A 25,705-nucleotide genomic window follows, 5' to 3' on the forward strand; every position below is an offset into this window, starting at 1 on the left:
AGCGCATCGCCCCTTGGCCCAAATGCTACGTCTTCTTCTGGTCCTCGACGGAATGGCGCATGATCAGCGGCATCTGGCTCAGCGTGAAAAGCACCGTCATCGGAATGGTCGCCCAGACCTTGAAGGCGACCCAGAAATCGGTGGAGAAGGAGCGCCACACCACCTCGTTGATGACGGCCAGGACCAGGAAGAACACGCCCCAGCGCAACGTCAGCTTGCGCCAGCCCTCCGCGTCTAGATGGAAGGCTTCGTCGAAGACGTAGCCGAGCAGCGACTTGCCGAAGAAAAGCCCGCCGAGCAGCGTCGCGCCGAACAGCGTGTTGACGATGGTCGGCTTCATCTTGATGAAGATGTCGTCCTGCAGGTAGAGCGTCAGTGCGCCGAAGATCAGCACGACGATGCCCGAAACCAACGGCATGATCGGCAGCCTCCGCATCAGCGCCCAGGAAACTGCCAGCGCAATCGCTGTCGCCGCCATGAACAGGCCGGTGGCGATGAAGATCGGGCCGCCGAAATCGGTCAGCACCGGGAATTTCTCGGCCAGCCACGCGCCGCGCGTGTTGGCGAAGAAGAAGACCATCAGCGGTCCCAGCTCCAGCACCATCTTCAGCACCGGGTTGACGGTCTCCTTCCGCGCTTTCTGCGGGTCGGAGGGGTCGCGTTCGAGGATGGGAGCGTTCATGATTTCCCTCTGGTGGAGAACCGCCACATTCCTTCGACGTCGGGCGAATGCATAGTCATCACGCCACCCCCGCGATCGCCCTGGCGAACTCGCCGGCTGAAAACGGCTCCAGATCGTCGACCTGTTCGCCGACGCCGATGAAATACACCGGCAGCTTATGCTTGGCGGCGATGGCGACAAGAATGCCGCCGCGGGCCGTGCCGTCCAGCTTGGTCATCACCAGTCCGTTGACCCCGGCGACGTTGCGGAAAATCTCGACCTGGTTGAGCGCGTTCTGGCCTGTCGTTGCATCGACCGTTTGCAGCACCGTGTGAGGCGCTTCCGGATCGAGCTTGCCGAGCACGCGCACGATCTTTTCCAGCTCGGCCATCAGTTCGGTCTTGTTCTGCAGCCGCCCTGCCGTGTCGATGATCAGCACGTCGGAGCCGGCCTCTTTCGCCTTCTCGAACGCATCATAGGCAAGCCCGGCCGCGTCGGCCCCGAGCTTGCTCGCAATCACCGGAGAATTGGTCCGCTCGCCCCAGATCTTCAACTGTTCGATCGCCGCGGCGCGGAACGTGTCGCCCGCCGCCAGCATCACCGAAAGCCCGCCATCGGTCAGTTTCGCCGCCAGCTTGCCGATCGTGGTGGTCTTGCCGGTGCCATTGACGCCGACGACAAGGATGACATGCGGCTTGTGGCTGAGATCGAGTTCCAGCGGCAATGCCACCGGCGCCAGCACCTTCTCCACCTCCGCCGCCATCACCGCGCGCACCTCGGCGTCCGAAACATCCTTGCCGTAGCGGCTGACGGCGAGCGAATCCGTCACCCGCAGCGCTGTCTCGACGCCGAGGTCGGCGCGGATCAGTACGTCCTCCAGATCCTGCAGCGTCTCTTCATCGAGCTTGCGCTTGGTGAAGACGCCGGCGATGTTGCCGGTCAGTTCCCGCGACGACCGCGCCAGCCCCTCGCGCATGCGCTGGAACCATGACGGGCGCGGCACGGATGTTGGCGCCGCCGCCAGGGGCTCGGCCTTCTGCTCGACCTTTTTGGCGACCGTGACCTTGCCGGGCGCCGGCTTCTCAACAAGGGTCTTGGCGACAGTCGGGGACGGTTCAGCCGCCAGCTCTGGCGCTATGTCGGAAAGAACCGGCTGCGCCTCGACAGGCGGCGGCTCGCGCCAGGGCGGCAGGATTTCAGCCGGAGGTGGAACGGCCTCTGCGGCTTCGCGCTGATCCTCGTCGCGCAAGGGCCGCGACGTTGCGTCGGCCTCAGGCGCGATCTCCTCCGACACAGGCTGGCTCGCGACCAATGATGGCCGGGGCGGGATGTCCGCAGGTGCCGGCTGCGACTCGACCGGAATTTCAACTGGCCTCGCCGGAGGCTTTTCCCCGGGCAAGACAGGAGGAATTTCGACCGGCTGCTCCGGTATTTCAGGAACGACCGGTACCTCGGCCGGAATCTCCGGCTTTTCAGGTGCCGGTTCCGGCGCTGGCGGCGGCGGAACCTCTGGCGGTGGCTCTGGCACTTCCGGCCTGGACGGCTTGACTTCGGGCGTTGCGGGCTCGGCAGGAGCCTCCTGCGGCGCCGGAACAGGCGTTTCGCGTACTGGCGCAACCGGTGGCGCGGCCTCTGGCTGCGGCGCGGGAGCCGGTGGGACTTCTGAGGGCGGCAGGACCGGTTCTTCCGGTGCGGATGGCGGTCCTTCCGCCGGCTCGGACGGCACGTCTGGCGTCCGCGCGTCGCGTTTCAGGAATTCCGGAACCGGTTGTTCGGCTGCCGGCTTCAGCGCCTGCAGCGCATCGAAATTGATCGGCGGCAGAGGCGCATCCTCGGCCGGCCTTTCCTCGACGACCTCCTTCTTGCCGAAGGAGAAGATTTTCTTGAAGAAACCCGCCATGCGCTCCGCTCTGTCAGGCCGCGCGCGCGGCAAGCGGCGCAGCAGTCAGGCGCGCGCCATCATGGCCGGTGACCATGGCCGCGACGATGTCGCCCGGCCCGCCGGTACGAATCGCGGCCAGCGTGAAGCCCTCGGTGCGGCCCAGCCCGTCGCGCTCGATCAGGATCGATTGCGATGTGCCGGCCAGCGAATCGAGATGTCGGCGATAGGCGGCCTCGCCAGCCTCGCGCAGCCGAGCCGCACGGCGCTTGACCGTCTCGCGCCGTACCTGCGGCATCCGCGCCGCCGGCGTCCCCTCGCGCGGTGAAAAAGGGAAGACATGCAGATGCGTCAGCCCGCATTCCTCGACGATGCCAAGCGAGTTCTCGAACATCGCCTCGGTTTCGGTCGGGAAGCCGGCAATGATATCGGCCCCGAACACGATGCCTGGACGCAACTTGCGCACATCCTCGCAGAAACGGATCGACTGATCGCGCAGATGCCGCCGCTTCATCCGCTTCAGGATCATGTCGTCGCCCGACTGCAGCGACAGGTGCAGATGCGGCATCAGCCGCTTTTCCGTTGCGATGGCGTCGAGCAGATCGTCGTCGGCCTCGATGGAATCGATGGAGGACAGCCGTAGCCGCTTCACGTCCGCCACCTCGCGCAGGATCGTCTTGACTAGACGCCCAAGCTTCGGCGCGCCGGGCAGGTCGGCGCCGTAGCTGGTCATGTCGACGCCTGACAGTACGATTTCGGCGTAGCCGTTGCCGGCCAGCCGCTTGATCTGCTCCACCACCGCGCCCATCGGCACCGAGCGCGAATTGCCGCGCCCGTAGGGGATGATGCAGAAGGTGCAGCGGTGGTCGCAACCATTCTGGACCTGGACGAAGGCGCGCGCGCGGCCCTCGATGGCGTCGACCATGTGGCCCGCCGTCTCGCGCACCGAGAAAATATCGTTGACCCGCGCCTTTTCGGCATCGTTGACGCCGAAATCGGGCAGCGCCCGGTAGGAATGCGCCTTCAGCTTCTCCTCATTGCCCAGTACGAGGTCGACCTCGTCCATGGCGGTGAAGCTGCCGGGCTCGGTCTGCGCCGCGCAGCCGGTGACGATGATGCGCGCCTGCGGATTCTCGCGCCGCGCCTTGCGGATAGCCTGCCTGGCCTGCCGTATCGCCTCGCCGGTGACGGCGCAGGTGTTGAAGATGACCGCGCCGCCCTTCAGCGCGCCGAGGCCCGCCGTTTCAGCCTCGCGCCGCATCACTTCCGACTCGTAGGTGTTGAGCCGGCAGCCGAAGGTGACGATGTCGATTCCCTTGGCAATATCTGACATCAGGCCGCGCTCTCGGTGTCGCGCTGCCAGTTCCCGGTCGTCGGATCGAACGTGCCGGAAAATTCCCATTCCGCCGCGCCGGTCAGAACGACATGGTCGTCTTCGCGCCACTCGACCTGCAATTGCCCGCCCGGCGCCTGCAGGGTGACGCTGCGGCCCGTCCGCCTGGTGCGCGCGGCGGCGACCGCGGCCGCGCAGGCGGCGGAGCCGCAGGCCTTGGTGAGACCGGCGCCCCGCTCCCAGGTGCGGATGATCATCGTTTCCGGCGAAGTGACCTGCGCGATGGTGATGTTGGCGCGCTCGGGAAAGATCGGATGGTTTTCGAGCAGCGGTCCGAACCGGTCGAGATCGTAGGACCAGACGTCGCGGTCGACCCAGAATATGGCGTGCGGATTGCCCATCGAAACCGCCGACGGCGAATGCAGCACCGGCGCATCGATCGGGCCGATCTGCAGTTCGATCATGCGCGTGTCGCGAAATTCCTCGGCCAGTGGGATCTCCTGCCAGCCGAAGCGCGGCGTACCCATATCGACCGAGATGAGGCCGCCTTCATGCTGCGTCGCGTTGAGGATGCCGGCCACCGTCTCGAAGGTGAACACGCTCTGCCCGGTTTCAGCCGCCAGCGCCTGCACGACGCAGCGCATGCCGTTGCCGCAGGCCTGCGCGCTGGAGCCGTCGGAATTCAATATATCGACGAAATAGGCGGTTCCCGGCGTCCGCGCGTCATGGATGGCCATGATCTGGTCGAAGCGCGTGGCGGGGTCGGCGTTCAGCGCGATGGCGGCGGCCGGCGTGACGCGGTCCGCGCGGCCACGCATATCGGCAACGATGATCTCGTTGCCGATGCCGTTCATCTTGGCGAAGGGGGCCGTGGCTGCCATTGCTGCGGTCGCCATTTGCAAGTCATTCAGGTCCGTTTGGCGCTATATGGCGGAAACGGCCCGCAATTACCAGTGCGACGGCAGCCCGGCCTCAGGTGATCGCGAATACGCCAAGCACGATGAGCAGGAACACGACCAGCGCGATGCCGATCAGGATGCGCGCTCCGGTAGCGGCGGCACCGGCAAGCGCCGGCATGCCGAGCAGGCTGGCGGCGGCGGCGACGATGAGAAGAATGATGATCCATTTGATCATGGCTATGCCCTCGATAATCGAAGCTTTCGGAAACGTGTCCATAACGCGCCGAGCGTTTCCGGGTTCCGGCAGACGATGCACGATTCCGGCGGACCGGCGCGGGCCAAAGCAGCCGCTTTTCCTGCATCGGCCCGCAGCAGCTGCGGCAAAACTGCAACATTTCCGGGCGCACACCCTATTTTAACCATATGCGGTTGAAATTCTGCCATCTTCGCCAATTTGGTGGAGATGCATTTTTCAGACGGCGCCCTTTTTCGGGGCAGCGGAGGTTGCCATGACATTTTCAAGATTCGGACTGCTGGCCTTGTCCGTGGCCGCGCTTGCCGCGAGCGGTTGCTCGAGCACGCGGTTCTCGTCGATGGATTCGGCCCAGCCCGCACCGCTGGAAGCGGCCCCTGCCGGCACCGTATCGAGCAACCAGTTGCCGCCGCCCGCTGCGCCCAATCCGTCGCAGTTCCCCACGGCACCCGCCAACACCCAGGTAGCATCCCTGCCGCCGGACGGCGGCGCAGCCGGTGCCAACGCGCCCGACATCACCGCCTCGAACGTCGCCGGCGTGTGGAACGCCAGCGTTTCAGGCCAGACCTGCCGTGTGGCGACGCCGCAGACCAAGTTCGGCGCCGGCTACCGCGCCGGTCCGCTCCACTGCCCGGCGCCCATCGACGGCATCAAATCGTGGAACGTCGCCGGCAAGCAGCTCACCCTCTACGATCAGAATGGCGGCACGCTGGCCCGCCTCTATTCTTCGGGTCCGGAAAAATTCGACGGGCAGACTTCCAGCGGACAGCCGATCTCGCTTACAAGATAGGCAGCCTCGAACCATCCCGTGAAGTGACGAATGCATCTGCGTGACGGCCTTGAAACCCATGCGACCGTCAGGCAGCGCTACGACCATCTCGTCCAGGCAGGACAGATAGAGCGCGACGCCGCGCAGGAACGCGTCGCCGCCCGCCTCGACAGGCTGATCAACGAGATTTGCGAGAAGCGGCTGGCGCACAAATCCAGCGCGCTCGGCTGGCTGTTCGCCAGGAAGCGGCCGGTGCGTGAGCCCGTCAAGGGACTCTATATTCATGGCGGCGTCGGCCGCGGCAAGACCATGCTGATGGATATGTTTCATGAGCTGGTGCCGGTTCGGCGCAAGCGCCGGGTGCATTTCAACGACTTCATGGCCGATGCCCACGACCGCATCCAGAAGCACCGGCAGGCGCGCAAGGATGGAACCGTCAAGGAGGACGATCCGATACCTCCCGTAGCGCGAGCGCTGGCCGAAGAGGCGTGGGTGCTGTGCTTCGACGAATTCAGCGTCACCGATATCGCCGACGCGATGATCCTGTCACGTCTGTTCTCGGCGCTTTTCGCCGCTGGCGTGGTGCTGGTCGCCACCTCGAACGTAGCGCCGGAGAACCTCTACCGCGATGGCCTCAACCGCCAGCTCTTCCTGCCGTTCATCAAGCTGCTGGAGCGCAACGCGGAGGTCCTGACGCTGGAGTCCGACAAGGACTACCGAATGGAAAAGCTGAACCGCATGCCAGTCTATGTCGTGCCGGCCGACTCGGACGCCGACGAGGCGCTGGATCGCGCCTGGGAAGCCGCCACGGACGGCGCGCCGGTGCAAGAAGCGGTGTTGACGGTGAAGGGCCGGCAGGTCGTCGTGCCCCGCGCCGCCGGTGAGTCCGCCCGCTTCAGCTTCGCCGATCTGTGCGAAAAGCCGCTCGGCGCGCGCGATTACCTCGCCATCGCCCAGCGTTTCTCGACCATCTTCATCGACCATGTGCCGGTGCTCGACCCGACGCTGCGCAATCCGACCAAGCGCTTCATCCTGCTGATCGACACGCTCTACGATACCCGTAAACGCCTTGTGGTTAGCGCCGATGCGCCGCCTGCCGGACTCTATGCCGGGCGGCCGGGCATCACCGAGGCCTTCGAATTCGACCGCACCGCCTCGCGGCTGATCGAGATGCAGAGCAGGGAATGGCTCGAGGAATGGACGCGCCGGCACCAGCCGTCCGCCAAACCGGCTCCTGCGCAGGCACAGCTTCCGCAAGCCGCAAAATAAAAGGCGCCCCGAAAGAGGCGCCTCAATGAATCGCGGAAGGACAGGATTGAAGCGGAGAAAATCCCCGCTTCCGTCCCATATCCTGCTCTTACTCGGCGGTGGCTGCGGCCGGCTCTTCAGCCGGTGCTTCCGCCGGGGCGGCTGCGGCGGCGGCAGCGGCTGCGGCATCGTCCTGTGCCTTCTTGAGCAGCGCAGCGCGCTCCTGCGCCTTCTTGCCCGGCTCGGCCTTGTTCGGGTTCGAGCGAGCTTCGCGCTTGGAAATGCCGGCTTCGTCGAGGAAGCGGAGCACGCGGTCGGTCGGCAGCGCGCCGTGGCTCAGCCAATGCTTGACGCGGTCGGCGTCGATCTTGACGCGTTCGCCGTCCTTGGGCAGCAGCGGGTTCCAGGCGCCGATCGCTTCGATAAAGCGGCCGTCGCGCGGCGAGCGCACGTCGGCGACGACGATGTGGTAGTAGGGACGCTTCTTCGAGCCCGCACGGGCCAGTCTGATCTTCAGTGCCATTTTTTCTCCTAAAGCTCTGATCGGTTGATTGCGTTGCGGCTGAAACTCAGCCGGTGTGGGTGGCGCCGTTTTCCGCGGCGTCATCGTTCGCGCCGCTGCTGGAAGCGGCGATCTGTTCGTGATGGCGGATGACTTCGCGGACGACGAAGTTCAGGAACTTCTCGGCGAAATCCGGATCGAGTTGCGCATCCTTGGCAAGCCGGCGCAGGCGTTCGATCTGTTGCCCCTCCCGGCTGGGATCGGCCGGCGGCAGGCCGTGCTCGGCCTTGAGCACGCCGACCGCCTTGGTGCAGCGGAACCGCTCGGCCAGCATATGGATCAGCGCCGCATCGATATTGTCGATCGAGGCGCGATAGTCGGCCAGTATCTTGCGCGCCTGTGCGGTATCGTCTTCTTCGTTCATGACGCTCACTTCTTCTTGCCCAGCCCCGGCAGCCCGCCCAAGCCAGGAAGTCCACCCGGAAGCTTCATGCCGCCCGGCAGGCCCGGCAATCCGCCGCCGCCCATTCCAGGCAGGCCTTTCGGCAAGCCGCCGCCGAGACCGGCGGCTTGCGCCTGCTTCTGCAAGGCTTCGATCTGCTTGGGGTCCATCTTCGACAGATCGGGCATTCCGCCCATTCCGGGCATCATGCCGCCCAGCCCCATTTTCGAGGCCAGCCCGCCCATCATGCCGCGCATGAGGCCGCCGCCTTTGCCCTTGCCGCCCATCGCCTTCATCATGTCGGCCATGCCGCGATGCATCTTGAGCAGCTTGTTGATCTCGGCCGCATCGGTGCCGGAGCCGGCGGCGATGCGCTTCTTGCGGCTGTGCTTGAGGAGGTCGGGGTTGGCCCGTTCCTTCTTGGTCATCGACGAGATGATGGCGAGCTGACGGCCGAACATCTTGTCGTCGAGACCGGCTGCCGCCATCTGGTCCTTCATTTTGCCCATGCCGGGCATCATGCCCATGATGCCGCCCATGCCGCCCATCTTCGACATCTGCTGAAGCTGCGCAGCAAGGTCGTTCAGATCGAACTTGCCCGACTGCATCTTCTTGGCCATCGCCGCCGCTTGCTCGGCGTCGATGTTTTCTGCGGCCTTCTCGACCAGCGAGACGATGTCGCCCATGCCGAGGATGCGATCGGCGATGCGCTTGGGGTGGAACTCCTCCAGCGCATCCATCTTTTCGCCGGTGCCGATCAGCTTGATCGGCTTGCCGGTGACGGCGCGCATCGACAGCGCCGCGCCGCCGCGGCCGTCGCCGTCCATGCGGGTCAGCACCAGACCGGTGATGCCGACGCGGTCGTCGAAGCTCTTGGCGAGGTTCACGGCGTCCTGACCGGTCAGCGAATCCGCGACCAGCAGGATCTCGTGCGGCGCGGAGACCTTGCGGATATCCGCCATCTCCGCCATCAGCGGCTCGTCGATATGGGTGCGGCCGGCGGTATCAAGGATGACGACGTCGTGGCCGCCGAGCTTCGCCGCCTGCACCGCGCGCCGGGCGATATCGACCGGCGTCTGGCCGGTGACGATCGGCAGCGTCGCGACCTTCACCTGTTCGCCGAGCTGGCGCAGCTGCTCCTGCGCGGCGGGACGCCGCGTGTCGAGCGAGGCCATCAGCACCTTCTTGCCCTGGCGCTCTGTCAGCCGCCTGGCGATCTTGGCCGCCGTCGTCGTCTTGCCGGAGCCCTGCAGGCCGACCATCATCACGACGACCGGCGCCGGTGCGTTCAAATCGATGGCGACGCCCTCGGCGCCGAGCATGTCGATCAGCTCGTCATGGACGATCTTGACGACCATCTGGCCGGGCTTGATCGATTTCAGCACCGCCGCGCCGACGGCCTTCTCGCGCACCTTGTCGGTGAACGAGCGCACCACTTCCAGCGCCACGTCGGCTTCCAGCAGAGCGCGCCGAACTTCGCGCAGCGCTGCCGAGACATCCGCCTCGTTGAGCGCGCCGCGGCCGGTCAGGCCGTTCAGGATGGAGCCAAGGCGCTCCTGAAGCGATTCAAACATTCTTTTCCCTTTTCTCGAGCATCCGCATGATGCCGAGAGGTAGTGCATGCGCGCCGCTCGTCCAAGCCAAGCCGCCGGGCAATAGCCCAAAACCAGAAAGCACCCGGGGGCGCACAGCGCTGCCGGGTGTTGGCCTCCGGGATCGATCTGCAGCCGCTTCTCAGGGAAGGGCCGTTCGTCCCGGTCGGTTTCGCGAAAGATCGTCGTCGCGGAATTCGCGCGTGTAGACAGGAAAAGCGCCCGAGAGTCAAGGCGCGGGCTCGATGCCTGACCGACCCTGTCACCCTTCCAAGCTTCCTTGCAAATGAAAAGGCCCGCCGAAGCGGGCCTTTCCGATTGCCGTGTAGCGCTTTTTTACTGCGCAGGTGCCGGCTGGGCAGGCGGCGTCTGCGGCTGCATTGCCGGAGGCTCTGCCGGAGCGGGCGCCGGGGCTGGTTCAGCAGGTGCCGGCGCGGGCGCCGGGGCCGGTTCAGCAGGTGCCGGAGCAGGCGTTGCCGGAGCGGCAGGTGCGGGAGCCGGAGTGGACTCGCTTGCTGCCGGCGGTTCAGCCGGAGGCGCCTCGGGTCCGGTGCGGCCGAACACGTAATACGCAATGATGGCAAGAACGATCACGACCAGTGCGATCAGCCATCCACTACCGCCGCCGCGCGGCGCGGGTGGATCGATACGGGGATCGGTCGATCCCGGTGTCGGATTCAGCGGATCGGTGGGGGGGATGTTGGCCATGTGCAGTCCTCCTTGGATGAAAAAGGCATCAATCAACAGCGATCAACGCACGAAGCGCGATCAGGTTTCAATTTGGGTACGGAAAACGCCTAAACAACGACAAATGCGACATCAAAGGCTGCCGAATCACATCAGGTGCAGCCTATTGCACGGAAATAACGCTAAACCCGGCCTTCCGGAAGTCTTCTACCAGACCTTCCGGCCCAGGCAAATGTAGCGCGCCGACCGCCATGAAGACATTCCCCTTGGCCAGTATCGGTTCCGCCCGCTCGGCCATGACCTTGTTGCGGCTGGTGACCATCGTCTCCTCGAAGGCGGCATAACCGGCCGAGTCCTTCGCCTCGTCGGGCAGTACGGCGCGGAACAGCGGCCATATCATGCCGATCTCGCCGCGCTGGTAGAGCGCGATCATGGTTTCCGAGAGATCGTCGGACTTGTCGCCCAGCTTGAGCGTATCGACCAGGCCCTTCATGTGCAGATCCATCGGCAGCGACGCCATCGCCCGCAGCTGGTCGGCCACGGTTTCCAGCCCTTCGAGGTCCTTGCCGGCGGCCTTGGCGTCATTGGCCAGCTTGATGTCCAGCACCGGCGCGCCGCCGGACTTGCGCGCCATTTCGCAGGCCGGCAGTGCCACCATGGCCGTGAGCATCCACGGCTTCATCTTGGCGACGCTCGCTGGCGGAATGCCGCGCGCATCCAGCGCCTTGTTCATCGCTTCGGCGTCCTGCGGCGACAAAAGCGAGGCAAGCGTCGTCGAATCCGTGAACATCATCAGGCCCGGCTCCTTGGTGATGGCAGCCATCATCTTGCTCTGGTCGAGCACGTCCGTCGTCTCGATCACCACCGTATCGGCGGCATCAAAGGCCTGCTTCGCCGCCGGGGTCAGGGTGACGACGCGCGGATCGGTCATATGCATGGTGCCGAACAGCCAGGACGGTTTCTGGCCGGGCTTCTCCAGCTTCCACAGCAGGCCCGTGCCGTTCGGCGTCTTCGCCGCCTCGGCTTCGATTCGCGCATAGGCGTCCGGATCATCCTTTCGCAGGGCCACGGTCATGTCCTTGCCGCTGCAGGTGACGCCCTCGGCCCGCGCCTTGCCGGCGACAAGCAACATCACCGCCAGGAACGACAGGAAGAACAGCAGATTGAGAGCGGCGAGCAGCTTTAGCCCCAGCGGGGCGAGACGGTCTGCGGTAGCGAAAACGCGGGTCATCCGCCGGTTCTAGGCGCAAAAAACGGCGAAACGGTTAATCGGTCCGGCAAAATTGTCGCCACCCGCGAGGACCGCCATCCGGGCTTTCAGGCGCGTGGATGCGCAGCCTCGTAGACTTCCAGCAGTCGGGCAGTGTCGACGCCGGTATAAATCTGCGTCGTCGACAGGCTGGCGTGGCCGAGCAGTTCCTGGATGGTGCGCAGGTCGCCGCCGCGCCCGAGCAGATGCGTGGCGAAAGAGTGGCGCAAAGCATGAGGAGTCGCCGTTTTCGGAAGGTTCAGCGCCGAGCGCAGCCGTACCATTTCCCGCTGCACGATGGCCGGATTGAGCGGGCCGCCCCGCGCACCGCGAAACAGAAGCCCCTGCGGGTCGAGATGATACGGGCAAAGCCGGCGGTATTCGGCCACCGCCTGCATGGCGACCGGCAGCACGGGCACCAGTCGTGTCTTCCCACCTTTGCCGGTGATCCGCAGCACCCTGTCATCCGCCGAAGCCAGTTCGCCGCCGGTCAGGCCGAGCGCCTCGGAGATGCGCAGGCCTGAGCCGTAGAGCAGCATCAGCACCGCCGAGTTGCGGGCGGCGATCCATGGCTCCTCGGCCAGTTGTTCGCCCGCCGACACGACGCGCTTCGCGTCGGCGGCGGTCAGCGGCTTGGGCAACGATTTCGGCTGCTTCGGCGCCCTGAGCGCTGCCGCGCCGGCGGCGTTGGCCAGTCCGCGCCGTTCAAGGAAGCGCAGCAGCGAGCGCACCCCGGCCAGTCCACGCCCCAGCGTCCGCGCGCCGGCGCCGCCACTACGGCGTGCCGCCAGATAGGCGCGCAAATCCGCCGGCCGCAGATTGGCGAGGTCGGCGAGGCCCGGCGAGCCGCCGCAATGGCCGGTCAGGAACTGCAGGAACTGACGCGTATCACGCTCGTAGGCCTCGACGGTAAGCGCCGACAGGCGACGCTCGCGCGCCAGCATCTTCAGCCAGCTTTCGCGCGCAGCCTGGAGGTCCGGCCTCGCTGGGATGAGAAATTCCTGCATCGCCTCGTTCCGCTTGTCGCGCACATGGTGCCGTGCCGAGGTTAGGAACCCGTGAAGAGGCGCGATTGAAATGCCGGCGCTCAAAGTCTAGGACACGGACGGACAGAGGAACGCTCGATGCCCAAGCTGCAAAATCCAATCCAGATGGCCGTGATCGGCGCTGCCCACGGCATCAAGGGCGAGCTCCGCGTGAAGACCTTCACCGCCGATCCGCTGGCGCTGGGCGATTACGGCCCGCTTTATACCAGGGATGGCCGGGCTTTCGAGATCGCCGCGATCCGGCCCGCCAAGGATGTCGTCGTCGTGCGCTTCAGGAATGTTGCGGACCGCAACGCTGCCGAGGCGCTGACCGGCACCGAACTGTTCGTCGACCGTTCTGTGCTGCCGGCGGCGGATGACGACGAGTTCTACCATGCCGACCTGGCCGGCCTCTCGGTGAAAGACGGCGACGGTGCCGTGCTCGGCAAAATCGTCGCGGTGCAGAATTTCGGCGGCGGCGACCTTCTCGAAGTGACCCTTGGCGGCCGCAAGGGCGTGCTGATTCCCTTTTCGAAGGCGGCCGTGCCTGACGTCTCGATTTCCGGTGGTTTCGTCACCATTGATCCGATCGCGGCAGGGCTGGTGGAGGATGGCGACGATGAGCCGGACGGAAACGGCGGACCGGATGGCGAAGACTTCAGCCTCAACCACCGACCCCGCGGCCCGCGCGACGCCGGAGGCAACCGGTGAGCTTTTCCGCCTCGGTGCTGACCCTCTATCCGGAGATGTTTCCCGGCGCGCTTGGCCTGTCGCTTGCCGGGCGGGCGCTGGAGGCTGGCACCTGGCGTCTTGAGGCGATCCAGATTCGCGACTTCGCCCATGACCGTCATCGCACCGTCGACGACACGCCGGCCGGCGGCGGCGCCGGTATGGTGATGCGCGCCGACGTCCTGGCCGAGGCCCTCGACCACACCGCGCCGGACGGCGACCCCCGCCCTCGCCTGCTGATGAGCCCGCGCGGCAGGCCGCTGACGCAGGCAAGGGTGAGAGCGCTTGCCGCCGGTCCCGGCGTCGTCATCCTGTGCGGACGCTTCGAAGGCGTCGACCAGCGCGTCATCGACGCGCGCAATCTGGAGGAAGTCTCTGTCGGCGATTACATCCTGTCCGGCGGCGAGCCGGCGGCGCTTGCGCTGCTCGACGCGGTGGTGAGGCTTTTACCCGGCGTCATGGGCAATGAGAAATCCGGCGACGAGGAGAGTTTCGAGAACGGCCTGCTCGAACACCCGCACTATACGCGGCCGCAGGAATTCGAAGGCCGGCCGATCCCGGACGTGCTGACATCCGGCAACCATGGAAAAATTGCCAAATGGCGCCGCGCCGAGGCGGAGAAACTGACCGCCGAGCGGCGGCCGGATTTGCTGGCGAAGCTCAGCCGGTGACGAAATAATAAACCGCCAGCAGTAGCCCTACGGCGATGACCACGGCCCGCATGGCGCTCTGCGGCACCCGCTTGGCCACCCAAACGCCGCTCCAGCCGCCGATGGCGACGGCGGGGATCATGACGATGGCCTCCGGCCAGGCGACCACGCCCCCCAGGACGAAAATGACGATGGCGACCGCGGCGATCACCATCGCCAGCATGTTCTTGAGCGCATTCAGCCGATGATAGTCGCCGCTCTGCGACAGGCCGAGCGTCGCCAGCATCATCACCCCCATGCCGGCGCCGAAAAAGCCGCCATAGATGGCGGTGAAGAACTGCATGATCCAGCCGAAAAAAGAACCGACTGGTGCTTCCTGTCCGGGTTTCGGCTTCGGCTTGAGATATGGCCCGGCCGCGAACAGCGCAGTCGCGGCGATCAGCAGCCACGGCACCAGCGCCCGGAAGGAGGGGTTGTCGAGCGCCAGAAGGATGCGCGCGCCGACGAAGGCGCCCACCATGGAGACTGCGCACAGGGCGAGGGCGCCGCGCCAGAAACGCTTGATGTCCGCCCAGTAGGCGAGCGTCGAGGTCACGTAGCCGGGGAACTGGGTGATCGATGACGTCGCGTTGGCTACGACCGGCGGGATGCCGACAAGGGTCAGCGCGCCAAAGGACAGGAAGGTGCCACCGCCGGCGACAGCGTTGATCATGCCGGTCAGCAGGCCTGCGACGAACAAGAGGGCGATTGTCGTGAAGGTCAAGGCAGCGCGTTCCCCATTTCAGTGCCCTGATTAGAAAGGTCGGTACGCAGAGACAAGCCGCAATGGCCAACTTTCACAGGTCCAGCAGCCACGCATTCGAGGCCGAGGTCCTCGGCAAGGCCCATTTCCTGTCCTCATCAAGCGATCAGTTTGGGCGTGACAAGGCCCGGAAATAGATGTATGTGCCCGCCCGAACCGGAAGATAACTTTCCGGGTCCCGTCAACGATGACGGTGTAGTCGCCCCTGCCGGATGTTTGGCCAAAACCTGACAAATGGCATAGCCGAGCGGTCCCCGATCCGGGAAGACTGCAAGGCGAGCGCCGGGCGCTCTGGCTGTCGGAAGAACAAGAAGTGGATTTTTGAGATGGATCTCATCCGTCAGCTCGAGGCCGAACAGGCCGCCAAGATCGAAGCCAAGCGCACGCTGCCCGAATTCCAGCCCGGCGACACGGTTCGCGTCCAGGTGCGCGTCACCGAAGGCTCGCGCACCCGCGTCCAGGCCTATGAGGGCGTGGTCATCGCCCGCTCCGGCGCCGGCTTCCAGGAGAATTTCACCGTCCGCAAGATATCCTACGGCGAAGGCGTCGAGCGCGTTTTCCCGGTCTACTCGCCGATGGTCGAGGGCGTCGAGATCGTGCGTCGCGGCAAGGTTCGCCGCGCCAAGCTCTATTATCTGCGCGACCGCCGCGGCAAGTCGGCCCGCATTTCCGAAAACACCGGCGTGCGCGCCCGCAAGCTGAATGATGGCGAGCGCGAGGCGATGCTCGCCGAGCGCGCCAGGCTCGAGGCCGAAAAGGTCGCTGCCGCCGAGGCTCTGGCCGCCGAGAAGGCCGCGCAGGACGCCGCCGAGAAGAAGGCCGCTGCTGAGGCTGAAAAGGCTGCCGCCGCGGCTGAAAACACCGCCGCCGAGCAGACTGCGGAATAATTTCTTCCTGTCTTTGGAACGCATAAAAGGCGGCTTCGGCCGCCTTTTTCGTTTGCGGCACAGCGGTGCTGGCGTCCGCGGCAAATCGCACACGCCAAAGCGATCCCGACGACTTCGGCGATAATACAGAAATTCATTCCGGTTTCAGCCGGAATTTTGCGACGATGTTTCTGATCCTGTCATCGCGAAAGGCGTAGAGGGAAACGAAATGCCGCTTGCGCGTTTTTGCGGGCAGGCGTCATATTGAGCGCTCAAGCGCCCGTTTCAGACAGAGATCGCATCATGTCCCAGACACCCGCTCATGCCACGCCGGCCCACCCGCGCGCTGCGAAACCCTTCTATTCCTCCTTCGGCTTCCAGGTGCTCGCCGCCATGGTGGCCGGCCTCGTCCTCGGCCTCGTCGCCCGCAATCTTGGACCCGATGCCGCCGGAAATCCGAACTGGCTGGTCCAGACCCTGTCCACCATCGGCTCCATCTTCGTCCAGCTGCTGCGGGCGCTGGTGCCGCCGCTGATCTTCACGGCCATCGTCGCCTCGATCAGCAATCTGCGCCAGCTTACCAACGCCGCAGCGCTGGTCTGGCAAACCCTGCTGTGGTTCGCCATCACCGCCTTGATCGCGGTGCTGATCGGCATCGCGCTCGGCCTGATCATCCAGCCCGGCCTCGGGACCGCCGTGGTCGCCGACGCGGCGAAGGCGCCGGCCACCAACGGCTCCTGGCTCGACTTCCTCAAAGGCCTGATCCCCGCCAACGTCTTCGGCCTCGAAGCGTCCACACGACTGACCGACGGCAAGGCCTCGACGTCGTTGAACTTCAACGTCCTGCAATTGCTGGTCATTTCCATCGTCTTCGGCGTCGCCGCGCTGAAGGTCGGAGACAAGGCCGAACCGTTCTTCACATTCAACCGCGCCGCCCTTGCCATCGTGCGCAAGATCCTGTGGTGGGTGATCAGGCTGACGCCCATCGGCACCATCGGCCTGCTCGGCAACGCGGTGGCGCAATATGGATGGCAGACGCTGGCGCAGCTCGGCTGGTACGCCGGCGCCATCTATATCGGCCTCGCCATCGTGCTCTTGATCGTTTACCCGACGCTTCTCCTGCTGCATGGGCTGTCGCCGGCGCGCTTCTTTGCCGGCGCATGGCCGGCGATCCAGCTCGGCTTTGTGTCGCGGTCCTCGGTCGGCACCATGCCGGTGACGGAAAGCGTGACCGAAAAGAGCCTCGGCGTGCCGCGCGAATATGCCGCCTTTGCCGTGCCGCTCGGCTCCACCACCAAGATGGATGGCTGCGCGGCGATCTATCCGGCCATTTCGGCGATCTTCGTGGCGCAGTTCTACGGCGTGCCGCTCGGCATCCAGGACTATTTCCTGATCGTCTTCGTTTCGGTGATCGGTTCGGCCGCCACCGCCGGCCTGACCGGCGCGACGGTGATGCTGACGCTGACCCTGTCGACGCTCGGCCTGCCGCTCGCCGGCGTCGGCCTGCTGCTCGCCATCGATCCGATCCTCGACATGGGCCGCACCGCGGTCAACGTCGCCGGCCAGGCGCTGGTGCCGACGCTGGTGTCGAAACGGGCCGGCATTCTGGACCAGGCGCAATACGACCGTGCCGGCGGCATCGATGCGCTCGACGCGAGCAGTGAAGCAGTGCCGGCCTGACCTCGCCAGGCTCTTATGTCGCGCAATCATATAACCCGCATCGGCTGTGCCGGTGCGGGTCTTTTCAATCGCCCAAGCCAGCTTTGCAAGGCCACGCTTGGCCGCTAGTCTTGGCAGATCGCAGCCATTCTTACAGGAGCAGATCGTGAAGCCCCGCATCCTACTCCATGCGCTTGCCATGCTCGTCGCTTTGGCCTCCGCCGCCGCGGCGGCGCAGACACTGCCCGACCTGAAAGGTCGCAAGGTGGTTGTGGTGACGGAGAACGCCTATCCGCCGCTGCAATTCGTCGAGCCCAAGACCGGCAAGCCGGTCGGCTGGGAATACGATGCGATGAACGAGATCGCCAAGCGGCTGAATTTTGCTGTCGAATACCAGAACACCTCCTGGGACGCGATGATCCAGGCGGTTTCCGACAACCAGTACAACATCGGCATGACCGGCATCACCATCAATGACGAGCGCAAGGCCAAGGTCGATTTCTCCGATCCCTACATGCGCTCCGAGCAGTTCATGCTGGTGCGCGCCGACGAGTCGCGTTTCAGCGACGCCAAGGGCTTCGCCGCGCTCAAGGACGGGCTGGTCGGTGCGCAGCCGGGCACCACGCCCTTCTATACGGCAGTCTACAGCGTGCTCGACGGCAATGAGCAGAACCCGCGCATCAAGCTGTTCGAGACCTTCGGAGCCACCGTGCAGGCATTGAAGACGGGCGATGTCGATACGGTGTTGACCGACGGCACCGCCGGCATGGGCTATGTCGAGGCTTCCAATGGCGGCCTCAAGCTGGTCGGTGGGCCGCTGGGCAGCGAGGATTTCGGCTTTATCTTCCCGAAAGGCTCAGACCTCGTCCAGCCGGTAAACGCCGCCATTGCCGCGCTGAAGGCGGACGGCACGCTGGATTCTCTGAACAAGAAGTGGTTCCTCGACTACAAGATGGGACAGTGAAGCAGGCGCGGGCACTTCATCATCCTGCTTGTGGGGGTCCGAAGGACGGGCAAGACCCGTGGCTTGCCCTGGCAGGTCGGACCGCAGGTCCGGGTTGGTGGTGCTCTGGCCTCGGTGTTGCCCCCACCCCGCTGCTACGCAGCGACCCTCGCCACAACGGGGAGGGTAAATGGCGCTGCCCCTGAAACCCGACTTCCCGTGGTGGCTGGTGGCCGTCGCCGGTCTTGCCACCATGGCTGCGGTCTTCATCGCCACGAGCGGCCTCTACGCCCAGGTGTTCTCGACTGTCGTCACGGGCATAGGCGTCACCATCTTCGTCACCCTGGTCGCCTTCGCGCTTGCCTCGGCGCTCGGGCTGGCGGTGGCGTTGATGGGTCTTTCCGGTTCAGTGGCGCTGCGGCAGATCGCGCGCTTCTACGTCGAGATCATTCGCAGCGTGCCGATCCTCGTGCTGCTGTTCTGGATCGCCTTCGTTGGCGTCCCGGCCTTCGTCGCCGGCTGGAACTATCTCGCTACGCCATTGCGCGAGGCCGGCTATGTCGGCGACCTCATGGTGCGCGACGTCTCCCTTCTGTGGCGGGCGATCATCGCGCTGACCATCGCCTATTCCTCCTTCATCGCCGAGATCTTCCGCGCCGGCATCCAGTCGGTCGGCATCGGCCAGATCGAGGCGGCCAAGGCGCTGGGCCTCAGCCGCTACCGGCGCTTCCGCCACATCGTCTGGCCGCAGGCCTTCCGCACCATCCTGCCCACCTACGGCAACGACTTCATCGCCATGGTCAAGGACAGTTCGCTGGTATCGGTGCTTGGTGTCGCCGACATCACCCAGATGGCCAAGGTCTATGCCGCAGGCTCGTTCCGCTTCTTCGAGACCTATTCGATCGTCGCCTACATCTACCTGTTCCTGACCATTGGCCTGTCCTTGGCGCTGCGCGCGCTGGAAAAACGCCTGCGCCAGCCCGACAGCCAGTATGGCACGGCGGGCCGTTGACCCATTCCATTGACCGGCTAAGGAACTTCACCGGCTATAAGGCGTTCAGCCCCCGCCAACGGACAGGGATCAAATGGAACAGCTCGTCGAGGAATTCGGCCATCCCACCTACATCGCCTTTCCCGTCATCGCCGCGCGGCTGCTGCTCGCCACCCTGTTCGGCGCGCTGATCGGCTTCGAGCGTGAGTGGCGCGACCGCCCGGCAGGGTTGCGGACACATATACTCGTCTGCGTCGCTTCCGCTACCTTCGCCATCCTCACCATCGAGATCGTGCATGCGCCGATGTTTGCCGCCGGCACGATGAAGGAAGCCGTCAAGGTCGATCCGGTCCGCGTCGTCGAGGCTGTTACAGCCGGCGTGGCGTTCCTAGCCGCTGGCGTCGTGATCTTCACACGCGGCGAGGTCAAGGGCCTGACCACCGGAGCCGGCATGTGGCTCGCGGGCGCCATCGGCGTCGCCTGCGGCCTCGGTCTGTGGCAAGTCGCGCTGTTCGCTACCTTGCTGGCGCTGGTGGTGCTGGGTCTTTTGCAGACGCTGCAGGCGAAGCTGGAGATGAACCGGTCGCCGGAAGAGGAAGCCAAGGCCGAACCGTCAATCAAGGCGAAGCCGGACAAGCCATCGGAAGTCGAACCGGTCAACAAGCGCAGGCGTTAGACCAGGCACAGCCAGCCCCGATTGCCGCCGCCCCAAAACATTGCTATTTAGCCGCGATGGAAGAGCTTTTCGGCGATCCGGCCTACAAGGGCTTTGTGCTGCAGGACAGGAAACGCCTGCCGGCGCGGTTCTTTGCGCGGATTTCAGGCGCGCTGACCAGCCGACTCGGCTGATTTCGTAACCGCTGTCACCGGCCGCTGTGCCGGCTTCTTCCTCAGAAAATCGACGGATTTACGCATATGAGCGCACCGCGCACCCTCTACGACAAGATTTTCGACGACCATCTGGTCGACCGCCAGGATGACGGCACCTGCCTGTTGTGGATCGACCGCCACCTCGTCCACGAAGTGACCAGCCCGCAGGCCTTCGAAGGCCTGCGCATGGCCGGCCGCAAGGTCCGGCACCCGGAAAAGACGCTGGCCGTCGTCGATCACAACGTCCCGACCTCGGCCGACCGCAAGCTCGGCATCAACAACAACGAGGAAAGCCGCATCCAGATCGCGGCGCTGGCCAAGAACGCTGCCGATTTCGGCGTCGAATATTATTCGGAAAACGATATCCGCCAGGGCATCGTCCACATCATCGGCCCGGAGCAGGGCTTCACGCTGCCAGGCATGACCATCGTCTGCGGTGACAGCCACACCTCCACGCACGGCGCCTTCGGCGCGCTGGCGCACGGCATCGGCACCTCGGAGGTCGAGCATGTGCTGGCTACCCAGACGCTGATCCAGCGCAAGGCCAAGAACATGCTGGTGCGCGTCGATGGAAAGCTGCCCGAAGGCGTCACCGCCAAGGACATCATCCTCGCCATCATCGGCGAGATCGGCACCGCCGGCGGCACCGGCTACGTCATCGAATACGCCGGCGAGGCGATCCGCGCGCTGTCGATGGAAGGCCGGATGACCATCTGCAACATGAGTATTGAAGGTGGGGCTCGGGCCGGCCTGATCGCGCCGGACGAGACGACCTTCGCTTACGTCAAGGACAAGCCGCGCGCGCCGAAGGGCGAAGCCTGGGACAAGGCGCTGGAATACTGGAAGACGCTGACGACCGACGAAGGCGCGCATTTCGACAAGATCGTCGTGCTCGACGCCGCCGCTCTGCCGCCCATTGTCACCTGGGGCTCCTCGCCCGAGGATGTCGCCTCGGTGCAGGGCGTCGTGCCGGACCCCGACGAGATTGCCGACGAGACCAAGCGCAATTCCAAGAAGCGCGCGCTCGACTATATGGGCCTGACCGCCGGCACCAAGATCACGGACATAGCCGTCGACCGCGTCTTCATCGGCTCCTGCACCAATGGCCGCATCGAGGACCTCCGCGCCGTCGCCAAGGTGGCCGAGGGCCGCAAGGTGCATCCGAGCGTCAACGCCATGATCGTCCCCGGCTCCGGCCTCGTGAAGGAACAGGCGGAAGCCGAAGGCCTGGACAAGATCCTGATCGCCGCCGGCTTCGACTGGCGCGAGCCGGGCTGCTCCATGTGCCTTGCCATGAACGACGACCGGCTGAAGCCGCAGGAACGCTGCGCCTCGACCTCGAACCGCAATTTCGAGGGCCGCCAGGGTTTCAAGGGCCGCACCCATCTGGTCTCGCCGGCCATGGCCGCCGCCGCCGCGATCGAGGGCCACTTCGTCGACATCCGCGACTGGAAATGATCGGTCTCCAGCAGAAATGAAAAAGGCCCGCATCTTGCGGGCCTTTTTTTGCCTCAGGATTCCGAAGCGTCAGCCGGCTTCACCGACCATGCCGATGAAGCGCTGCAACTCTTCCGTCTTCGGCTTGGTGAACACCTCCTGCGGCGGACCGACTTCGTGCACACGGCCCTCATGCATGAAGACGACGCGCTTGCAGACGTCGCGGGCGAATTTCATTTCATGCGTCACCATCATCAGCGTCATGCCTTCAGACGCCAGTTCGCGCACCACCGCCAGCACCTCGCCGACCAGTTCAGGGTCGAGTGCCGAGGTGATCTCGTCGCACAAAAGCGCCATCGGCTGCATCGCCAGCGCCCGGGCGATGGCGACGCGCTGCTGCTGTCCGCCGGACAGCTCGTCGGGGTAGGCGTCGAACTTCTCGGCCAGACCGACGCGCTCAAGCATCCGCCGCGCCATTGCCTCGGCTTCAGGCTTCGGCGTCTTCTTCACCACGGTTTGCGACAGGATGACGTTGCCGCCCGCCGTCAGATGCGGGAAAAGGTTGAACTGCTGGAAAATCATGCCGACCTTCAGCCGCAGCGCCTTCAGGTGCTTGTCATCCGGCAGCAAGGGCTGGCCTGCGACCGAGATCGATCCGGCGTTGATCTGCTCCAGTCCGTTGATGCAGCGCAGCAGCGTCGATTTGCCGGAGCCGCTGCGGCCGATAACGGCGACGACCTCGCCGGCCTCGACATTGAGGTTGATGCCCTTCAGCACCTCATTGCTGCCGAAGCTCTTGCGCACCTCAGTGATTTCGATGAGCGACATTCAGCTTCCTTTCGAGCATCTGGCTGCTTTTCGAAAGCGGCCAGCAGATGGCGAAATAGATGAGGGCGACGAAGCCGTAGACGGTGAACGGTTCAAACGTCGCATTCGTGACTACGGTGCCCGCCTTCGACAGTTCGACGAAGCCGATGATGGAGGTCAGCGCCGTGCCCTTGATGACCTGCACCGAGAAGCCAACGGTCGGCGGGATGGCGATCTTGAAGGCTTGCGGCAGGATCACCCAGCGCATCTGCTGCAGGTAGCCCATGCCGAGGCTGGCGGACGCCTCCCATTGACCCTTGACGACGGCCTCGACGCAGCCGCGCCAGATTTCTGCAAGGAAGGCGGCCGTCCAAAGGATCAGCGCCGTGCCGGCGGCCAGCCATGGCGGCACGTCGATGCCGAACAGGCCGAGACCGAAGAAGGCGAGGAAGAGCTGCATCAGCAGCGGCGTGCCCTGAAACAACTCGACATAGTATTTGACGAAGATCCGGCCGATGCGGGCGCGCCCGATGCGCAGGAAAAGCAGCAGCACGCCCAACAGCCCGCCGCCGACGAAGGACACCAGCGACAGGACCAGTGTCCAGCGCGTCGCCAGGAGCAGGTTACGCAGGATATCCCAGGTGGTGAACTCGGTCATCGCACCGCCCTCCGCGGGAAGATCAAGCTGCCGATCCCGGCCAGGACGTAGCGCAGCGCGATCGCCAGCAACAGGTAGATGGCGGTCGAGATGAAATAGGCCTCGAAGGCGCGGAAGGTGCGCGACTGGATGTAATTGGCGGCGAAGGTGAGATCCTCGGCGGCGATCTGCGAGACCACCGCCGAGCCGAGCATGACGATGATCGCCTGCGAGGACAGCGCCGGCCAGATGCGCTGCAGCGCCGGCACCAGAACCACATGGCGGAACACCTGCAGGCGGTTCATGCCGAGACTGGAGCCGGCCTCGAACTGGCCGCGCGGCGTCGCCTGGATGCCGGCCCTGACGATCTCGGCGCTGTAGGCGCCCAGATTGACCACCATGGCCAGCAACGCCGCCTCCATCCCGCTCAGGCTGAACCCCAATCCGGGAAGGCCGAAGAAGATGAAGAAGAGCTGGATGATGAACGGCGTATTGCGGATCAGCTCGATATAGGCGATCGGCAGTGGCCGCAGCCAGGCAGGCCCCTGCGTGCGGGCCCAGGCGCAGGCGATGCCGACCAGAACGCCGAGCACCGTAGCGACGAAGGTCAGCTCCAGGGTGATCCAAATGCCTTTCAGGAAGACCGGATAGTAATCCGCGACCCACCCGAAATCGAACTGGTAATGCATCGCCGCTGTCCCCGTTGCGAATTGGCCGGCCCATGCCTGCGCGCATGGGCCGGGCTTTGGGCTAGGTCAATCCTAGAGGTCGGCGGGAAGCTCCTGATGCAGCCATTTGTCGATGAAGCCGGCCAAAGTGCCGTCCTTCTTGGCCTCGCTGATGATGGCGTTGACCTTGTCCTTCAACCCCGCCTCGTTCTTGTTGAGGCCGATATAGCAGGGGCTCTTGTTCATCAGGAATTTCAGTTCCGGCCGCTTCGGCGGATTTTTTTCCAGAATGGCGGCGGCATGGACGTTGCCGGTGACGATCACTTCGGTCTGGCCGGCAAGGAAGGCTGACATGGTACCGTTATTGTCCTCGAAGCGCTTGATGTCAGCGTCCGGCGGTGCAATCTTCGACAGCGCGAAATCCTCGATGGCGCCGCGGGTGACGGCGATCGTCTTGCCCGACAAATCTTCCGGCTTCTCGATCTTGACGTCCTTCGGCGCGAATACGCCGTTGAAGAAAGGCGCATAGGCCTGGGTGAAATCGACCGCCTTCTCGCGCTCGGCATTCTTGCCCAGGCTGGAGATGATGAGATCGACCTTGTTGGTTTGCAGATAGGGGATGCGGTTCGGCAGCGTCACCGGTACGAATTCGACCTTGGCCCCCATCTTCTCGCCGATCATCGTGGCCATGTCGATGTCGAGACCCTTCAGGTTCATGTCTGTTCCGACCGAGCCGAAGGGTGGATAATCCTGCGGCACACCGATGCGGATTGTCCCGCGCGCAGCGATATCGGCAAGCGCGTCGGCCTGCGCCGGAGCACCGGATAGGGAAAAGCCCGCGAGCAACATGCCGGCGACGGCAAACAATGAGCGGCGTTTCATCATGCTGGAAATCCCTGTGTTGAGGCTGGAAGGTTGGGGCGAGGAAAAGGCAAACTGCCGGTGCGGCCGATGCGCAGGCGCGAACCGGTGACCCGTTCGGGCACGCCGGGATCTGACGCAAAACGACAAGGCGGCCCCGAGCGGCGACCGGGCCGGAGGCCGGGCAAGGTGGGGAAGCAGCAGCATACGCCGCAACGGATTTTGATGGGTTCGGCGGGAGAAACCTGAAGTCCTGAACAAAAAACAAGTCATTCGTCCCGGCTGGCTCTTACGCTCTCGCGCAAGTCAGTGGAAATAGTGCCGATCGAAAATGATCGGCGATCCATGCATCGCGTGAATATAGAAACCCCGCCATTCATACGTTCATATGCCTATAGATCAGGCACGCCGCCCACGAATTGAGTTGTTCAGACTCAATCCGGGGAGCAATTCCCCATTATCATTTTTTAGACTCGTATTTCTTCTGGCATTGTTAGTCAGATTAAATCGCCTTGTCACCGAAAATCTGACAGGCGCGCAATCTGGCGCGCGCGCTGCTTTGGCGCGGCGCATTCCGTCAGCCCGGTACGGCGCTCGCGCCGGGCATAGAAAGACTCACCGGCCCCTCGACCGATTCATATTGAAGGATCAGGAGGCGAAGCCGCCGAAGCTGCGGGCAACCGGCTTGACCGATATGATCGGCTGGGCTTCCGGCCACAATATGCCTGCCGTGTTGGCGAAGGTGATGAAGGCGTCCCGCGCCGCGGCAACGGAAATGTCGCCTGCGCGCGCCGCTTCGACGGCCGCGACAGCCCCGCCATAGCTGACGCTGCGTCGGGAGGGTTCCCATTCCGTCAGGAACTCATGCATTTCCGACAGGCAGGCGATCTCACGCTTGACGCCAAGTCCCGCGGAAACAGCAACCGGGGTGAAGAACATCTGATCGCGCATGGGAACTCTTTCGGGAAAGCCGCACGGTCGGGTTTGACGCGGCGGCATTGAAGTTCGGGACGCGCATCAACGCCGGGCCTTTCCTTCGGTTCCCGGCGCAAGGCGCGAACGACGTGACGTTCACGCCAAGGGCGCAACGTGAAAGAACCCCGAACCCCACGTCTCCGCGATTTCAGACCCTCATATAACTTGATTGTCTTTGTCAGCATAAAAATGTTGACTCGATTAGTCATGATATATAGGCGGTCCCTATATGCCCGGATCGTTGTTGGGAACCACCCGGGCGATTGATCAT

General features: G+C 64.5%; 26 protein-coding genes. 10 read left to right on the plus strand and 16 right to left on the minus strand.

Going from position 1 to position 25,705, the window contains the following annotated elements:
• Positions 1-25 precede the first annotated feature (25 nt).
• The 5 genes from ASD44_RS13695 to ASD44_RS13715 all read right to left on the minus strand — a co-directional run bounded on the left by ASD44_RS13695 (position 26) and on the right by ASD44_RS13715 (position 5,007).
• On the minus strand, positions 26-682 hold the full coding sequence (locus tag ASD44_RS13695) for a septation protein A (RefSeq protein ID WP_056112953.1): 657 nt from the start codon (positions 680-682) through the stop codon (positions 26-28).
• Positions 683-740: 58 nt separating this feature from the next.
• Positions 741-2,561, minus strand: coding sequence for a signal recognition particle-docking protein FtsY (ftsY, locus tag ASD44_RS13700; RefSeq protein ID WP_056112957.1), 1,821 nt, complete (start codon positions 2,559-2,561; stop codon positions 741-743).
• Positions 2,562-2,574: 13 nt separating this feature from the next.
• Positions 2,575-3,873 carry a tRNA (N(6)-L-threonylcarbamoyladenosine(37)-C(2))-methylthiotransferase MtaB gene (gene mtaB, locus ASD44_RS13705; protein WP_056112959.1) on the minus strand — a complete coding sequence of 433 codons (1,299 nt, stop codon included), beginning with the start codon at positions 3,871-3,873 and terminating at the stop codon, positions 2,575-2,577.
• Positions 3,873-4,754: a diaminopimelate epimerase gene (gene dapF, locus ASD44_RS13710; RefSeq protein ID WP_056112962.1), complete on the minus strand. Its 882-nt coding sequence runs from the start codon at positions 4,752-4,754 to the stop codon at positions 3,873-3,875. Before dapF ends, mtaB begins: the two co-directional genes overlap by 1 nt.
• Before the next feature lie 91 nt (positions 4,755-4,845).
• On the minus strand, positions 4,846-5,007 hold the full coding sequence (locus ASD44_RS13715; RefSeq protein WP_082542571.1) for a DUF1328 family protein: 162 nt from the start codon (positions 5,005-5,007) through the stop codon (positions 4,846-4,848).
• Positions 5,008-5,281: 274 nt separating this feature from the next.
• Between ASD44_RS13715 and ASD44_RS13720 the strand changes: the two genes are divergently transcribed.
• Together ASD44_RS13720 and zapE are read left to right on the plus strand one after the other, a co-directional pair.
• Positions 5,282-5,815, plus strand: a complete 534-nt coding sequence (locus tag ASD44_RS13720) for a protease inhibitor Inh/omp19 family protein (RefSeq protein WP_056112968.1) — start codon at positions 5,282-5,284, stop codon at positions 5,813-5,815.
• 30 nt (positions 5,816-5,845) lie between these two features.
• Positions 5,846-7,063 (plus strand): cell division protein ZapE, encoded by a 1,218-nt coding sequence (zapE, locus tag ASD44_RS13725; RefSeq protein WP_056112971.1) that lies wholly within the window; start codon positions 5,846-5,848, stop codon positions 7,061-7,063.
• 88 nt (positions 7,064-7,151) lie between these two features.
• Here zapE and rpsP read toward each other — a convergent pair whose 3' ends face one another.
• The 5 genes from rpsP to ASD44_RS13750 form a co-directional block, all read right to left on the minus strand.
• The gene (gene rpsP, locus ASD44_RS13730; RefSeq protein ID WP_056112975.1) at positions 7,152-7,565 is read right to left on the minus strand and encodes a 30S ribosomal protein S16; all 414 of its coding nucleotides are present in this window, start codon (positions 7,563-7,565) and stop codon (positions 7,152-7,154) included.
• Positions 7,566-7,611: 46 nt separating this feature from the next.
• Positions 7,612-7,968, minus strand: a complete 357-nt coding sequence (locus tag ASD44_RS13735; protein WP_056116192.1) for a chorismate mutase — start codon at positions 7,966-7,968, stop codon at positions 7,612-7,614.
• Positions 7,969-7,973: 5 nt separating this feature from the next.
• Positions 7,974-9,560, minus strand: a complete 1,587-nt coding sequence (gene ffh, locus ASD44_RS13740; RefSeq protein ID WP_056112977.1) for a signal recognition particle protein — start codon at positions 9,558-9,560, stop codon at positions 7,974-7,976.
• An 868-nt stretch (positions 9,561-10,428) separates the two neighbouring features.
• On the minus strand, positions 10,429-11,496 hold the full coding sequence (locus ASD44_RS13745) for a TraB/GumN family protein (protein WP_056112982.1): 1,068 nt from the start codon (positions 11,494-11,496) through the stop codon (positions 10,429-10,431).
• 86 nt (positions 11,497-11,582) lie between these two features.
• Complete coding sequence (locus ASD44_RS13750) at positions 11,583-12,521, minus strand: tyrosine recombinase XerC (protein WP_056116195.1); 939 nt, start codon at positions 12,519-12,521, stop codon at positions 11,583-11,585.
• Positions 12,522-12,638: 117 nt separating this feature from the next.
• Between ASD44_RS13750 and rimM the strand changes: the two genes are divergently transcribed.
• Together rimM and trmD are read left to right on the plus strand one after the other, a co-directional pair.
• Entirely contained in the window at positions 12,639-13,250 is a 612-nt protein-coding gene (rimM, locus tag ASD44_RS13755; RefSeq protein WP_056112984.1) for a ribosome maturation factor RimM, read from the plus strand.
• Positions 13,247-13,939: a tRNA (guanosine(37)-N1)-methyltransferase TrmD gene (gene trmD / locus ASD44_RS13760; protein ID WP_056112987.1), complete on the plus strand. Its 693-nt coding sequence runs from the start codon at positions 13,247-13,249 to the stop codon at positions 13,937-13,939. The genes rimM and trmD overlap by 4 nt, the downstream gene beginning before the upstream one ends.
• Here the strand turns inward: trmD and ASD44_RS13765 are convergent.
• Entirely contained in the window at positions 13,929-14,681 is a 753-nt protein-coding gene (locus tag ASD44_RS13765; protein WP_056112991.1) for a sulfite exporter TauE/SafE family protein, read from the minus strand. The genes trmD and ASD44_RS13765 overlap by 11 nt on opposite strands.
• 365 nt (positions 14,682-15,046) lie before the next feature.
• Here ASD44_RS13765 and rplS point away from each other — a divergent pair, with 365 nt between their 5' ends.
• From rplS to leuC, 6 genes are all read left to right on the plus strand, one after another.
• A complete protein-coding gene (gene rplS, locus ASD44_RS13770) occupies positions 15,047-15,607 on the plus strand; it encodes a 50S ribosomal protein L19 (protein WP_056112992.1) in 561 nt (186 codons plus the stop codon).
• Between the two features lie 282 nt (positions 15,608-15,889).
• Positions 15,890-17,266: a dicarboxylate/amino acid:cation symporter gene (locus ASD44_RS13775; protein WP_056112996.1), complete on the plus strand. Its 1,377-nt coding sequence runs from the start codon at positions 15,890-15,892 to the stop codon at positions 17,264-17,266.
• Positions 17,267-17,444: 178 nt separating this feature from the next.
• Entirely contained in the window at positions 17,445-18,209 is a 765-nt protein-coding gene (locus ASD44_RS13780) for a basic amino acid ABC transporter substrate-binding protein (protein WP_162246444.1), read from the plus strand.
• A 169-nt stretch (positions 18,210-18,378) separates the two neighbouring features.
• A complete protein-coding gene (locus ASD44_RS13785) occupies positions 18,379-19,200 on the plus strand; it encodes an amino acid ABC transporter permease (RefSeq protein WP_056112999.1) in 822 nt (273 codons plus the stop codon).
• Between the two features lie 73 nt (positions 19,201-19,273).
• Positions 19,274-19,855, plus strand: a complete 582-nt coding sequence (locus ASD44_RS13790; RefSeq protein ID WP_056113002.1) for an MgtC/SapB family protein — start codon at positions 19,274-19,276, stop codon at positions 19,853-19,855.
• A 239-nt stretch (positions 19,856-20,094) separates the two neighbouring features.
• Entirely contained in the window at positions 20,095-21,507 is a 1,413-nt protein-coding gene (gene leuC, locus ASD44_RS13795) for a 3-isopropylmalate dehydratase large subunit (RefSeq protein ID WP_056113004.1), read from the plus strand.
• Between the two features lie 69 nt (positions 21,508-21,576).
• Here leuC and ASD44_RS13800 read toward each other — a convergent pair whose 3' ends face one another.
• The 5 genes from ASD44_RS13800 to ASD44_RS13820 all read right to left on the minus strand — a co-directional run bounded on the left by ASD44_RS13800 (position 21,577) and on the right by ASD44_RS13820 (position 25,410).
• Positions 21,577-22,314, minus strand: coding sequence for an amino acid ABC transporter ATP-binding protein (locus ASD44_RS13800; protein ID WP_056113007.1), 738 nt, complete (start codon positions 22,312-22,314; stop codon positions 21,577-21,579).
• Positions 22,292-22,951 (minus strand): amino acid ABC transporter permease, encoded by a 660-nt coding sequence (locus tag ASD44_RS13805; RefSeq protein WP_056113010.1) that lies wholly within the window; start codon positions 22,949-22,951, stop codon positions 22,292-22,294. Before ASD44_RS13805 ends, ASD44_RS13800 begins: the two co-directional genes overlap by 23 nt.
• Positions 22,948-23,619 (minus strand): amino acid ABC transporter permease, encoded by a 672-nt coding sequence (locus ASD44_RS13810; RefSeq protein WP_056113013.1) that lies wholly within the window; start codon positions 23,617-23,619, stop codon positions 22,948-22,950. The genes ASD44_RS13805 and ASD44_RS13810 overlap by 4 nt, the downstream gene beginning before the upstream one ends.
• A 72-nt stretch (positions 23,620-23,691) precedes the next feature.
• Positions 23,692-24,483, minus strand: a complete 792-nt coding sequence (locus ASD44_RS13815) for a transporter substrate-binding domain-containing protein (RefSeq protein ID WP_056113016.1) — start codon at positions 24,481-24,483, stop codon at positions 23,692-23,694.
• A 624-nt stretch (positions 24,484-25,107) separates the two neighbouring features.
• Entirely contained in the window at positions 25,108-25,410 is a 303-nt protein-coding gene (locus tag ASD44_RS13820; RefSeq protein ID WP_056113019.1) for a DUF982 domain-containing protein, read from the minus strand.
• Between the last annotated feature and the right edge of the window lie 295 nt (positions 25,411-25,705).

The sequence above is a fragment of the Mesorhizobium sp. Root554 genome (genome assembly GCF_001427025.1).
Taxonomy (GTDB): Bacteria; Pseudomonadota; Alphaproteobacteria; order Rhizobiales; family Rhizobiaceae; genus Mesorhizobium.